We start from the raw sequence: 12,070 nt of genomic DNA, 5'->3' as shown, positions 1-12,070 counted from the left end.
CGACGAATGGCGAATCAGCCCGGGAAACCGCCGGTAGGCAGGCGGGTTAACCATTCCGCCATGCGTCGTTCACCTGACATCTCACCTTCGGCCAAGACGAATGCCGGGCCGACACCTAACGTCACCCACGTGGTTAAGCTCTCCGTCATCGTGCCGTTCTACAACGTGCAGCAATACGCGCCCGACACCTTGAGGAGTCTGCGAGCGAACGCACGTGAAGACTTCGAATTCATTCTCGTCGACGACTGTTCGAAGGATGAGACTCCAGAGATCCTGGAGCGTGCCGCGCGCGAGCTGCCCGGCGCCGTCCATCTCAGACATGAGACGAACGGCGGTCTGGCGACCGCCCGCAACACGGGCCTTGACGCGGCGCGCGGCGAGTACCTCACCTTCCTGGACGGTGACGACTGGCTCGCCCCCGGTTACTACGCCCAACTCGTCGAAGCCATTGAGCAGTTGGGCTGCGACTTCGTGCGTACCGACCATGTGCAGTGCACCGCTCGGGCCCGCTCCATCCACCGTGTCCCGCACGGCAGGCGCGGTGTCGTCATGCCGCCGCGGGACGTCATCCTGCCCGCCGACCGCTCGACGTCCGTCGACTACGCGTACGCCTGGGCGGGCATCTACCACCGGCGCCTGGCCGACCGGGGCCTGCTGCACTTCACGGACGGCCTGCGCACCGCGGAGGACCGGCCCTGGATCTGGCGGCTTCACCGCGAGGCGGAATCCTTCGCCGCGGTGGGTCTTCTCGGCGTGTTCTACCGGCGCGGAGTCGCCTCGTCACTGACACAGATCGGCGACGTACGACAGCTCGATTTCATCCGGGCATTCGACCAGGTGATCCGCGAAACAGCCGAGGACCGGGACGCGGACAAACTCCTGCCGAAGGCAGTCCGTACTTACTGCGCGATCATTTCCCACCATCTGGGATCCATCGAAAGGTTCGAGCCACAAGTGGCGCGGAAATTGAAGTCACTGAGTGCGGCCGCCCTGAAGCGGATGCCGCAGGGCGTTCTCGACGACGCCCTCGACTCCATGGACATACAGCGGGCGACCCGCCTTCGCCGGCTGCGCCGGCGCCCGGTGTCGGCGGAGGTGGCCGCGTAATGGCGACGACGCAGATCTTCCTCGCGTCCACGCTGTACGGCACCGCGACGCTGGCCGCCGCGATCGACGCGGACCGCTTCGGTCCGGCCGACCGGCGGCTGCTGCTCGTCAGCAACAACGCCGCGACGCCGGAGACCACGGTCGCGGTGGACGAGATGCCGGGTTTCGCTCAGCTGCGTGACCGCTTCGACGACGTACGTTCGTGGAACGAGGCCATCTCCCCTTTCCATCCGGGCGGTTGGGCCCCCCGGTCGGACGACATCCCGATGTGGGAGCGGTACATCCGGCTCCTGTGGGACCTCGGTGACGACGACATCGAGCTGGCCGTCGAGTCGATCCAGGTCAACCCGGCCCTGGCCCTCACGCAGATCTTCACGGGCGCGCCCGTGGACGTCTACGCGGACGGCCTGATGAGCTACGGCCCGACCCGCAACAAGATCGACCCGCTGGTCGGCACGCGGGTGCGGCGCCTGCTTCACCTGGACCTGGTGCCCGGCCTGACCCCGCTGCTCCTGACCGAGTTCGGCGTGGAGCCGGAGATCGTGCCGACCGACGCGTTCGTGAAGGTGCTCGACCGCCTCGCGGAGGCCGATGCCGCGGACATCCCCGACATCGCCGAACCCGCACTGCTCCTCGGCCAGTACCTCTCCGCCCTCTCCATCCTGACCGCCGAGGAAGAGGAGGAGCTGCATGTGCGCATGGTGCGCGGCGCCGCCGAACTCGGCCATACGCGCGTGGTGTTCAAGCCGCACCCGACGGCACCGGCCCGCTGGTCGCGCATGCTGGAGAAGGAGGCGGAGGCGATCAGCGTGGAGCTGACCGTCCTCGACTCGCCGGTCCTCGCCGAGGTCCTGTACCAGCGGATGCGGCCGGCGCTCGTCATCGGCTGCTTCTCGACCGCGCTGCTCACCGCCTCCGCGCTGTACGGCCTGCCGGTCGCCCGCACCGGCACGGAGACCCTCCTTGAGCGGCTCGCGCCCTACCAGAACAGCAACCGCGTCCCCGTCACCATCGTGGACGCGCTGATCCCCGACCTCGCCGACAAGGGCGCGGTCACCGGGCGCCAGCCGGGCATGCCGGTCGCCGACCTGGGCGAGCTGCTCGTCGCCGTCGGCTTCGCCATGCAGCCGCAGATCTACCCGCGCCGGCGCGCGGAAGCCGAGCGGTACCTCTCGGCGCAGCTCTCCCCGCACATCTGGCGCTACTTCAAGCGGCGCCGCCTCACGGCCCTCGCCCTGCCCGGAGCGCTGCCCACGCAGCTCTCGTTCATCCCGCGCAACGCGGCCGTACGCAGGGTCGCGCGCCGCGCCCGTTCGGTCCAGCGCTCCATCAAGCGGACCGCACTCGGATGACCTCTCCCGGAACCACGCTCCCGAAGAAGTCTTCAGGGGCGGACAGTCTCGCGCTCACGATCACGACCCCCACCGTCCGGCGTGCGCGCCCCCGCCTCAGAGCCCTGGACGGGCTGCGGCTCATCGCGGCCCTGATGGTCGCCGCCTACCACTACGGAGGCCGCGACGGCGAGATCTCCGAGGCCTGGGGCAGCTCGCCACAGCTCCAATTCCCCACGGCGCACAACTGGTTCGCGTACGGCTGCCTCGGCGTGCAGATCTTCTTCGTGATCAGCGGCTTCGTGATCTGCATGAGCGGCTGGGGCCGGCCGCTGCGGGCGTTCTTCGCCTCGCGCGCGTCACGGCTGCTCCCCTCCTACTGGGCGGCGATCGTCCTGGTGACGGCGGTCTTCGCACTGCCCGTCGTGGCGTACAAGGCGGTCTCGCCGAGCGACGCCCTGGTGAACCTGACGATGCTCCAGCAACCCCTTGGCGTGGACCGGGTGTTGGGGGTCTGCTGGACGCTCTGGGCCGAGCTGCGCTTCTACGCCCTCTTCGCGCTCTGCGTCGTCATGCCGGGCGCGAACCGGGCCCGCGTGATCCTCTTCTGCGCGGTGTGGACCCTGGCCGCGGTCGTCGCGGAGGGTGCGAACGAGCCGCTGCTCGACCTCGTCCTCATGCCCGAGTACGCCCCCTTCTTCATCGGCGGCATCGGCATCTACCTCGTCCACCGCGACCGCAAGGACCTCACGGCCTGGGGCATCGTGGGCGTGAGCTGGCTGATCGGCCAGCACTACGCGGTCTCCCGCCTCTGGCACGCGCCGAACCCCGACTTCTTCTCCTACCGCACGTCCTTCGGCATCATCGCGGTCGTGACGGCGGGCTTCGCCGCGGTGCTCCTGATCGCGCTGGGCGCGCTGCACCGGGTCGACTGGAAGTGGCTGACGGTGGCGGGCGCCCTGACGTACCCGTTCTACCTGGTGCACGAGCACCTGGGCTGGGTGACGGTGGGCGCGCTGCACCGGGGGCTCGGGCTCCCCTCGTACGCGACCTTCGGCCTGACGATCGCGGCGATGCTGCTGCTCGCGTGGCTCCTGAACCGTTTCGTGGAGGAGCGGCTGACGCCGCTGATCCGGAACGGGCTCATGACTCGTAAGTAACGCTCCCGGTATCGGTGGCGGCGTCGTCCGCCGCCACCGCACGGGCCACGCCCATGGCCTCACCCATGACGACCTCGGCCTCCCCTAGGGCATCCGCCAACTCCTGGACCAGCCGTTCCAACGTCTCGCCCTCGGTGCCTGCGGTGCCTCCGGTGCCTTCGTTCATGGGGCAAGACTACGTTTCCCGCGTCTCCCGCATCGTGGCCCCGATCCCGGCGACCACCGCGGCCAGACCCTTCTCGAACCCCGCGTCGTAGTCACGGAACATCTCGTCGCCCGCCGCGGCCGCGAGCGGATACGCGGCGAGGCGCTCCGCCCGCGCCGCCAGGTCGTACCCACCCTCCGCCTTCGCGGGGTCCGGCCCCATGGACTGCTCCTCGATGACGTAGCCGATCGTGTAGCTGTACGCCGTGAGCCAGGCACGGGCCGCGCCACCCGGCGTGAAGCCCCCGTCGGTGAGCATGCGCAGGTGGGCCTCCATGGGGGCGGCGTACGACAGGTCCGTGAAGCGCGTACCGCTGTAGACCTTCGCGCCGTCGCGGTACGTGAGCAGGTGGCGCCGCAGGCCCCGCATCGCGGCGGCGAGCGCGTCCGGCCACTCGGCGTCCGGCGGCGCGCCCGCCGCGAGTTCCTCGCTCATGCGGCGCAGCATCTCCGTCGCCATCTCGTCGAGCAGCGCCTGCTTGTCCTTGAAGTGCCAGTACAGGGCGGGCGCCTTGACGTCCAGTTCCTTGGCGATGGCCCGCAGGGAGAGCCCGTCGAGGCCCGTCTCGTTCAGGAGCTTCAGGGCGGTGCGCGCCACGCGGGTGCGGTCCAGGGGTGTCGTAGCCACCTTGACAATTTAACACCGTTAAGCGCAGGCTCTGACGCATGGCACTTAACAGCGTTAAGGAGGCGGCCGTGACGGCTGTCATGACCGACGTACTCGTCGTGGGCGCGGGCCCCACCGGCCTGACCCTCGCCTGCGACCTCGCCCGGCGCGGTGTGCGCGCCCTGATCGTCGAGCGGGCCGACGCCCTCTTCCCCGGCTCCCGCGGCAAGGGAATCCAGCCCCGCACCCAGGAGGTCTTCGACGACCTCGGAATCATCGGCGCTGCCGAGGCGGCGGGCGGCCCCTACCCGGTCGGCATGGTCTGGCGGGACGGCGAGCGGCAGGGCGAGCACCGGATGTTCGACGAGAAGGAGCCGACGGAGGACTCCCCGTACGACCGGCCGCTGATGCTCCCGCAGTGGCGTACGCAGGAGATCCTGTACGCCCGCCTGCGCGAACTCGGGGGCGCCGCCGTCGAGTTCGGCGCCGCCCTGACCGGCCTCGCGCAGGACGAGGAAGGCGTCACGGCCCGGCTCGCGGACGGCAGGACCGTCCGCGCGGCGTACGCGGTGGCGGCCGACGGCGGCCGCTCGACCGTGCGCGCAGCGCTCGGCATCGGGATGACCGGTGAGACCGTCGACCCGAACCCTGTCCTGGTCGCCGACGTCCGCATCCCCACGCTGGACCGCGACAACTGGCACATGTTCCCGCCCACCGTGGAGGGCGGAGGCTTTCTGGCGATCTGCCCGCTGTCGGGCACGCCGGACTTCCAGCTGACGGCGCAGTTCACGGACGGGACCGACCCCGACACCTCGCTCGAAGGCGTACGCAAGGTCGTCGCCGCCCGTACGCACCTCACCGCCGACGAGGTGACCGAGGTGCGCTGGGCCTCCGACTTCCGGCCGCGCGCGGCGATGGCGGACCGGTTCCGCGAGGGCCGCGTCTTCCTCGCGGGGGACGCGGCGCACGTGCATTCACCGGCGGGCGGACAGGGCCTGAACACCAGCGTGCAGGACGCCTACAACCTGGGCTGGAAGCTGGGCGCGGTCCTGCGGGACGGCGCGCCCGCGACCCTCCTCGACACGTACGAGGCCGAGCGCCTGCCCGTCGCCGCGCAGATGCTCGGCCTTTCCACCCGCATCCACCGGGGCGAGGAACGGCGCGGGGAGGCCACCCGCCAGCTCGGTCTGGGCTACCGGGGCAGCTCTCTGGCGGTGGAGACCCGTGACGGCCTCCCGGAGGAAGCGCTGCGGGCGGGCGACCGCGCGCCGGACGGGCCGTATGCCGGGGGGAGGCTGTTCGACGCGTTCAGGGGGCCGCACTTCACGCTTCTCGCAGTCGGCACGGACGCCGAACTCCCCGCGCTGGGCGTCGAGTTGGCGCACACACACCGGATCGGCCCCTACGCGCCCTACGGCAAGGGACTCTTCCTGGTGCGGCCCGACGGGTACGTCGGCTGGGCGGGCGAGGACGCGACGGGCCTGACGGAGTACTTCAGGCTTACGCACGGCGGCAGTTGACCTCAATCATGCTTGAGGTTCTACCTTCTGGGCATGGACACTTTCACGTACTCCCACAGCGACGAAGGCCTCCTCGACCAGCCCATCGGCTACTGGGCATCGGCCGCGGGCGAAGCCGTCGTCCACCACATCCGCACCATGCTCGCCGAGTTCGGGCTCACCCAGCCCGAGTGGTGGGTCCTGAACCAGATCATCGCCGAGGACGGCCGCGACAAGGAGGCCGTGGTGGCCACCCTGCGCGGCTACCTGAACGTGGGCGACGGCGCCCTGCACCACGACATCGAGGCTCTGCACGACCGCGCCCTGCTCACCGAGGACGCCGGGGGCCGCCTCCGCCTCACCGACGCGGGGCGCAAGCTCCGGGAGGAGGCCGCCGCACGTCAGCAGAAGACCCGCGCGGAGATCCACGAAGGCATCCCGGACGAGGAGTTCGTCCGCACCCTCAAGGTGCTCCAGCGCATGATCCACAACGTGGGAGGCACGGCCTGGCACCACTGAGCCCCTCTGCCGTCACTCACCGCCGCTCACCGTCACTCACCCACTGGCGAGCGACAGCTTCGCCGCGAAACCGAGGAACAGCGCCCCCGCCGCCGAAGTGGCTCCCGCCGAGAGCCGCTTGCGGCGGCGGAACGCGGCCGACAGCTTCGTGCCGCTGAATATCAGGGCGGTGAGGTAGAGGACGCTCGCCACCTGGGCGAAGATCCCGAGCACGAGGAAGGAGAGCGCGGGGTAGGCGTACCCCGGATCGACGAACTGCACGAAGAAGGCGATGAAGAAGAGAATGGCCTTCGGATTGAGCAGGCTGATCACCAGGGCCCTGCGGAACGGCCGCTCCGCGGCACCTTCCTGCGCCTGCGCACCGGTCTCGGCCACCGGCTGCCGCCGCTCCCGCCACATCCCCCAGGCCGCCCGCAGCATCCCGACCGCGAGCCAGGTCAGATATCCGGCACCGGCGTACTTCACGATCCCGAACAGCAGCGCGTTGGCCTGTAGCAGGGAGGCCACACCGGCAGCGGACAGCGTCATCAGGACGGCGTCCCCGCACCAGACGCCCGCGGCGGCGGTATAGCCGGTGCGTACGCCGCGGCGCGCGGCGACGGAGAGCACGTACAGCGAGTTCGGCCCCGGCAGCAGAATGATCAGGGCGAGACCCGCGAGATAGGTCGGAAGATCGGTGACACCCAGCATGGGGCGGAGTCTCGCACGGGCGTACGACATGAGGGACGGGGCGTCCGCCCAGCGGACACTCGCCCGCTTCCCGTGCCGCGCCCGCGTCTGGTCCCGCGCCCGCATCCGGTCCCGTCAGAAGACGTCCGAGGGCTCGTACGCGCCCCACACCTCCCGCAGCGCGTCGCACACCTCGCCCACCGTCGCCCGCGCCCGCAACGCGTCCTTCATCGGGTGGAGGACGTTGACCTCCCCCTTCGCCGCCTCCTGGAGCGACGAGAGCGCCGCGTCCACCGCCCGCTGGTCCCGCTCCGCCCGCAGCTTCGCGAGGCGGGCCGCCTGCTGGGCCTCGATGGCGGGGTCGACGCGGAGGGGTTCGTAGGGCTCCTCGGCGTCCAGCTGGAAGCGGTTGACGCCGACCACGACACGTTCGCCGGAGTCGGTCTCCTGGGCGATGCGGTAGGCGGCACGCTCGATCTCGTTCTTCTGGAAGCCGTGCTCGATGGCGGCCACCGCGCCGCCCAGATCCTCGACGCGCTCCATGAGCCCGAGGGTCGCGGCCTCGATGTCGTCGGTCATCTTCTCGACCACGTACGACCCCGCGAACGGATCGACCGTGGCGGTCACGTCCGTCTCGTACGCCAGGACCTGCTGCGTGCGCAGGGCCAGGCGCGCGCTCTTGTCGGTCGGCAGCGCGATCGCCTCGTCGAAGGAGTTCGTGTGCAGGGACTGGGTGCCGCCGAGCACCGCGCCAAGGCCCTGGACCGCGACCCGGACGAGGTTCACCTCGGGCTGCTGGGCGGTGAGCTGGACCCCGGCCGTCTGCGTGTGGAAGCGCAGCATCAGGGATTTCGGGTTCTTAGCGCCGAACTCGTCGCGCATCACACGGGCCCAAATACGCCTGGCCGCACGGAACTTGGCGACCTCCTCCAGGAGCGTCGTACGCGCCACGAAGAAGAAGGAGAGGCGGGGCGCGAAGTCGTCCACGTCCATACCGGCGGCGACCGCCGTGCGGACGTACTCGATGCCGTCGGCGAGGGTGAAGGCGATCTCCTGCGCGGGCGTCGCGCCCGCCTCGGCCATGTGATAGCCGGAGATGGAGATGGTGTTCCACTTCGGGATCTCGGCCCGGCAGTACTTGAAGATGTCCGCGATCAGACGCAGCGACGGCTTGGGCGGGAAGATGTACGTGCCGCGCGCGATGTACTCCTTCAGGACGTCGTTCTGGATCGTGCCCGTCAGCTCGCCCGGGTCAACTCCCTGCTCCTCGGCGACCAGTTGGTACATCAGGAGCAGCAGGGCCGCGGGGGCGTTGATCGTCATCGATGTCGACACCTCGTCCAGCGGGATGCCGCCGAACAGGATCCGCATGTCGTCGACCGAGTCGATCGCGACGCCCACCTTGCCGACCTCGCCGGACGCGATCGGGGCGTCCGAGTCGTGGCCCATCTGCGTGGGCAGGTCGAAGGCGACCGAAAGGCCCGCCGTGCCGTTCGCGATCAGCTGCTTGTAGCGGGCGTTGGACTCGACGGCCGTGCCGAAGCCCGCGTACTGGCGCATCGTCCAGGGGCGGCCCGTGTACATGGAGGGGTAGACCCCGCGCGTGTAGGGATAGGCGCCCGGTTCGCCCAGTTTCTCGGCCGGGTCCCAGCCCTCCAGGGCCCCCGGGCCGTACACGGGCTCGATCGGCAGTCCGGATTCCGACTCACGCGCCATCGCTCTGTGCCTCCTGCCAGAGATCCTTCGTTGCCTTTGGAGATCCTTGCCTTTGGAGATCCTTCGTTACTCATCCGGTATAGCGGTCCGCCTCCAGCATGCGGCAACGTTCAGGGGTGGTCACTCGCGGGGAACACTCTCGGCGAGTCTGTCGAGCGGTCGAGCGATGACGGGGGTCATTGTGCGCAGAGGTGCGATAGCCGTGGGGGCCGTGGTCACGGTCGCCCTGGTGGGCGGATGCAAGGCGCAGGCCGTCGACTCGGACGGGAAGGCGCAGCCGGTCCGGATATCCCCCACGAAGACGAAGCCGGGCGGCCAGGACGAGCCGTCCGGGGCCAGAACGCCCGAGGGGAAGCCGGCGGCCCCGAAGCCTGCCCCGAAGACCCTGCTCGCCCCGGGACAGCGCGGCGACCAGGTGCGCGAGCTCCAGGCCCGGCTCCGGCAGATCGCCTGGTTCTTCGACAACCCCTCGGGCACGTACGGCTCATCCACGACGACCGCGGTCAAGGGATTCCAGGGCAAGCGCGGGCTGCCCCGCACGGGCACGACGGACACGGTCACCTGGCAGAAGCTGATCGGCATGACCCGCAAGCCCACGAAGTACGAGCTCTACTCCGGGGGCGGCATCCCGGCGTCGAAGCCCGACAAGCGCTGCCTGACCGGCCGCGTCCTGTGCATCAGCAAGGCAAGCCGCACGCTGACCTGGATGATCGACGGCAAGGTCGTCTCGACGATGGACGTGCGCTTCGGCTCGCAGTACACGCCGACGCGCGACGGCGCGTTCACCGTCTACTGGAAGTCCCGGCACCACGTCTCGACGCTCTACGACACCGCCATGCCGTACGCGATGTTCTTCAGCGGCGGCCAGGCCGTGCACTACTCGTCGGACTTCGCGGCGACGGGCTACAACGGCGCTTCGCACGGCTGCGTGAACGTACGGGACGAGAAGAAGATCGCGAGCCTGTTCGCGCAGGTCGAGAACGGCGACAAGGTCGTCATCTACAAGTGAGGCAGTCGTCCACAAGTGAGGCAGAAGGCCTTGCCGGGGCGGATTAATCAGCGTGGGCGGGATCGGGGGAACGTCTCCCGCCCACGCTGGTGGCACTGAGCCAAAGGTACGGGGGGAACCCCTGGCTCGTGCGCGGGCCGATGACCAGTCGGCTCACTTCTTACTGCGTCACTGCTTCAAAAAACGTCACACCCGCTGCGAGCGGGGCTTTTGAGCAGGTCAGGAGCCTGGCAGCACGGGCTGCGCGCTGTACGAGGCGGTGGGAGCGGGAGCCGGCCGCGAGGCCGTGGGCCTCACGGCAGGAGGGACCGGGCCGCTGCCGCCGTTGCCCCAGTGGTCGTTGCCGCCGCCGGATGATCCGTCGCCGTCGCTGTCGCCGTTGCCTTTGTCGCCGTCGCCGCCCTTGTCGCCGTCGTCGCCACTGCCACCGCTGCCACCGCTGCCGCCGCCGTTGTTGTGCTCGCGGTCGCTGCCCGATCCGTCCAGGACGCGACCGCAGAACTCGGTCACCCGCCGGGATCCCTTGGCGGCCTCCTCCAGGCGGCGCCTCTTCTCGCCCTGGAGTTCTCCGCTGCGGTAGTCGCGGCAGGCGGAGACGACCCTGCGGTACCAGTCCTTGGCCTCGTCGTCGCGCTGCGGGTCGCCGGAGCCGGGCTGCTTGGTGCCCGGGGTGCCCTTGGACGCGCCGTCGGGGGGCGCGGACTCCTGCGGCGGCGCGCTGCTGCCGGGCTCGCGGGAGGGGTCATCCGGAGTGGTGGTCACATCGTCGGGCTTCACGTCCGGGGTGTCGCTCTCGCCCTCCGACGGGGACGCGAGCGGCTCGGGCGACGCTACGGACGACGCGGAAGCCGCGGGGCCCGGCTGGTCCCGGTCACCGAAGGGCGAGGGCAGCACGCCCGTACCGGCCGCGACGGCGACACCGCCGACCATGCAGCCCGCGAGCACGGCGGCGAGTCCATAGCGCAGGGGGCGGGCCCAGCGTGCGGGGCGCGGAGGCGCGGCCGAGCGCCCGATACGTACGGTTTCGCCCGCTCCCACGCGCGTAGAAGCCGCCCGGGCCTTGGTGCCACGGGCCTCCCGGAACGCCGCGAGCGCGGCGGCCTCGCCAGGGAGTTCGGAGGAGAGGTCGGCGGGTACGACGGATCCCGCACGTTCATCGGCCGCCAGCGCGGCCAGGGCCTTGGCCAGTCGCGCGGCCTGTTCCCGCGCGTGATGGTCGGTGCCGTCGATGCCGGTGCCGTCGATGGTGGTGCCGTCGATGGACTCACCGCTCAGCAAACGCTCCGCCGCGTCGCGGTCCAGCCACCTGTAATCCTCGTCGGCCATCACATGTCCTTCTGCGCCCGCGAACGAGAATGCGTCACACCGGCGGACGTCACCGCCCGCCCACGCCGCTCCCTCTGGGGCGGTACGGCGTCCAGCGCGCCCTCACTCGGCGGGCCGTCGGCGCCGAGGAGTTCCGCGAGCCGCTTCAGGCCGCGATGTGCGGCGGTGCGGACGGCGCCGGGGCGCTTGCCGAGGGTCTGGGCCGCGCTCTTGGCGTCGAGGCCGACGACGACCCGGAGCACGACCGCTTCGGCCTGGTCCTGCGGGAGCTGGGCTATCAGGGCGAGGGCGTCACCGGTGGCGAGGGACTCCATCGCCTCGTCCGCGGTGTCCGCGTCGCCCGGCTTTCCGGTCAGCTCGGTCTCGTCGCCGCCTATCGCCGGGCGGCGGCCTCGCATGCGTATGTGGTCGAGGGCGCGGTTGCGCGCTATGCGCGCGGCCCAGCCGCGGAACCGGTCCGCGTCGCCGCTGAACCGGTCGAGGTCCCTGGCTATCTGCAGCCAGGCCTCGGACGCGACGTCCTCCGCGTCCGGGTCTCCGACCAGTGTCCGTACGTAGCCGAGCAGCCGCGGGTGCACGGCGCGGTACACAGTCCGGAACGCGGTCTCGTCCCCGTCCTGCGCCGCAAGCACCGCGGCGGTCAGTTCCGCGTCGTCCCCCAGCACAACTTCTCCCTATGCGCCTACACCGGTTGCGGTCCTGACCCCGCCGCCTGGCGCGAAGCAGCACGCTACGGGCTGAAGTGGGCTCACGTCCATGTTTGGTACAACGTGCAACTAGCGCGTGACAGTACGCGGTGTGACAGAAAACGCACGCGCGGCGCTGAAGGGAGTACGGGCCGCGTGCGGTCCGTCCGCGTGACGGCCGGGGTCTCTCCTGTGGGGGGTGGCGACCCCGGCCGCTCACCTTGGCGGGGCCTGACG

General features: G+C 70.4%; 12 protein-coding genes. 6 read left to right on the top strand and 6 right to left on the bottom strand.

Annotated features, from left to right (window positions below; translation table 11 throughout):
- The first annotated feature begins 129 nt into the window (after nt 1-129).
- From ACWGI2_RS17675 to ACWGI2_RS17665, 3 genes are read left to right on the top strand one after another with little or no spacing between them, the layout of a single operon-like run.
- The gene (locus tag ACWGI2_RS17675; RefSeq protein ID WP_453397302.1) at nt 130-1,107 is read left to right on the top strand and encodes a glycosyltransferase family 2 protein; all 978 of its coding nucleotides are present in this window, start codon (nt 130-132) and stop codon (nt 1,105-1,107) included.
- The gene (locus ACWGI2_RS17670) at nt 1,107-2,459 is read left to right on the top strand and encodes an alpha-2,8-polysialyltransferase family protein (RefSeq protein ID WP_453696187.1); all 1,353 of its coding nucleotides are present in this window, start codon (nt 1,107-1,109) and stop codon (nt 2,457-2,459) included. The genes ACWGI2_RS17675 and ACWGI2_RS17670 overlap by 1 nt, the downstream gene beginning before the upstream one ends.
- The gene (locus ACWGI2_RS17665) at nt 2,456-3,598 is read left to right on the top strand and encodes an acyltransferase family protein (protein ID WP_453696186.1); all 1,143 of its coding nucleotides are present in this window, start codon (nt 2,456-2,458) and stop codon (nt 3,596-3,598) included. The genes ACWGI2_RS17670 and ACWGI2_RS17665 overlap by 4 nt, the downstream gene beginning before the upstream one ends.
- Here ACWGI2_RS17665 and ACWGI2_RS17660 read toward each other — a convergent pair.
- On the bottom strand, nt 3,582-3,764 hold the full coding sequence (locus ACWGI2_RS17660; protein WP_453696184.1) for a hypothetical protein: 183 nt from the start codon (nt 3,762-3,764) through the stop codon (nt 3,582-3,584). The two genes, ACWGI2_RS17665 and ACWGI2_RS17660, sit on opposite strands and share 17 nt — an antisense overlap.
- Nucleotides 3,765-3,773: 9 nt before the next feature.
- Nucleotides 3,774-4,439 carry a TetR/AcrR family transcriptional regulator C-terminal domain-containing protein gene (locus tag ACWGI2_RS17655; RefSeq protein WP_453397646.1) on the bottom strand — a complete coding sequence of 222 codons (666 nt, stop codon included), beginning with the start codon at nt 4,437-4,439 and terminating at the stop codon, nt 3,774-3,776.
- Between the two features lie 29 nt (nt 4,440-4,468).
- On the opposite strand from ACWGI2_RS17655, the gene ACWGI2_RS17650 reads away from it, so the two are divergent.
- The gene (locus ACWGI2_RS17650; protein ID WP_453696182.1) at nt 4,469-5,929 is read left to right on the top strand and encodes an FAD-dependent oxidoreductase; all 1,461 of its coding nucleotides are present in this window, start codon (nt 4,469-4,471) and stop codon (nt 5,927-5,929) included.
- A 33-nt stretch (nt 5,930-5,962) separates the two neighbouring features.
- The gene (locus ACWGI2_RS17645; protein WP_453696181.1) at nt 5,963-6,427 is read left to right on the top strand and encodes a MarR family winged helix-turn-helix transcriptional regulator; all 465 of its coding nucleotides are present in this window, start codon (nt 5,963-5,965) and stop codon (nt 6,425-6,427) included.
- 36 nt (nt 6,428-6,463) lie between these two features.
- On the opposite strand, the gene leuE is transcribed toward ACWGI2_RS17645, so the two are convergent.
- A complete protein-coding gene (gene leuE / locus ACWGI2_RS17640) occupies nt 6,464-7,117 on the bottom strand; it encodes a leucine efflux protein LeuE (protein ID WP_453397308.1) in 654 nt (217 codons plus the stop codon).
- A 114-nt stretch (nt 7,118-7,231) separates the two neighbouring features.
- On the bottom strand, nt 7,232-8,812 hold the full coding sequence (locus ACWGI2_RS17635) for an acyl-CoA mutase large subunit family protein (RefSeq protein WP_453696180.1): 1,581 nt from the start codon (nt 8,810-8,812) through the stop codon (nt 7,232-7,234).
- 166 nt (nt 8,813-8,978) lie between these two features.
- Here ACWGI2_RS17635 and ACWGI2_RS17630 point away from each other — a divergent pair, with 166 nt between their 5' ends.
- Nucleotides 8,979-9,821, top strand: coding sequence for a L,D-transpeptidase family protein (locus ACWGI2_RS17630; RefSeq protein WP_453397310.1), 843 nt, complete (start codon nt 8,979-8,981; stop codon nt 9,819-9,821).
- A 219-nt stretch (nt 9,822-10,040) separates the two neighbouring features.
- On the opposite strand, the gene ACWGI2_RS17625 is transcribed toward ACWGI2_RS17630, so the two are convergent.
- The gene (locus ACWGI2_RS17625) at nt 10,041-11,147 is read right to left on the bottom strand and encodes a hypothetical protein (RefSeq protein ID WP_453696178.1); all 1,107 of its coding nucleotides are present in this window, start codon (nt 11,145-11,147) and stop codon (nt 10,041-10,043) included.
- Nucleotides 11,147-11,812 (bottom strand): RNA polymerase sigma factor, encoded by a 666-nt coding sequence (locus ACWGI2_RS17620; protein WP_453397312.1) that lies wholly within the window; start codon nt 11,810-11,812, stop codon nt 11,147-11,149. The genes ACWGI2_RS17625 and ACWGI2_RS17620 overlap by 1 nt, the downstream gene beginning before the upstream one ends.
- Nucleotides 11,813-12,070: the final 258 nt, after the last annotated feature.

Source organism: Streptomyces sp. NPDC054866, from assembly GCF_053610745.1.
The sequence above is the reverse complement of the archived record's forward strand: the minus strand, read 5'-3'. Positions and strand labels throughout refer to the sequence as shown.

Bases quoted from the DNA above. Each gene is read 5' to 3' on its own strand.
- ACWGI2_RS17670 (WP_453696187.1), top strand. From the start codon at position 1,107: ATGGCGACGACGCAGATCTTCCTCGCGTCCACGCTGTACGGCACCGCG.
- ACWGI2_RS17665 (WP_453696186.1), top strand. From the start codon at position 2,456: ATGACCTCTCCCGGAACCACGCTCCCGAAGAAGTCTTCAGGGGCGGAC.
- ACWGI2_RS17660 (WP_453696184.1), bottom strand. From the start codon at position 3,764: ATGAACGAAGGCACCGGAGGCACCGCAGGCACCGAGGGCGAGACGTTG.
- ACWGI2_RS17650 (WP_453696182.1), top strand. From the start codon at position 4,469: ATGGCACTTAACAGCGTTAAGGAGGCGGCCGTGACGGCTGTCATGACC.
- ACWGI2_RS17645 (WP_453696181.1), top strand. From the start codon at position 5,963: ATGGACACTTTCACGTACTCCCACAGCGACGAAGGCCTCCTCGACCAG.
- leuE (WP_453397308.1), bottom strand. From the start codon at position 7,117: ATGCTGGGTGTCACCGATCTTCCGACCTATCTCGCGGGTCTCGCCCTG.
- ACWGI2_RS17635 (WP_453696180.1), bottom strand. From the start codon at position 8,812: ATGGCGCGTGAGTCGGAATCCGGACTGCCGATCGAGCCCGTGTACGGC.
- ACWGI2_RS17630 (WP_453397310.1), top strand. From the start codon at position 8,979: ATGACGGGGGTCATTGTGCGCAGAGGTGCGATAGCCGTGGGGGCCGTG.
- ACWGI2_RS17625 (WP_453696178.1), bottom strand. From the start codon at position 11,147: ATGGCCGACGAGGATTACAGGTGGCTGGACCGCGACGCGGCGGAGCGT.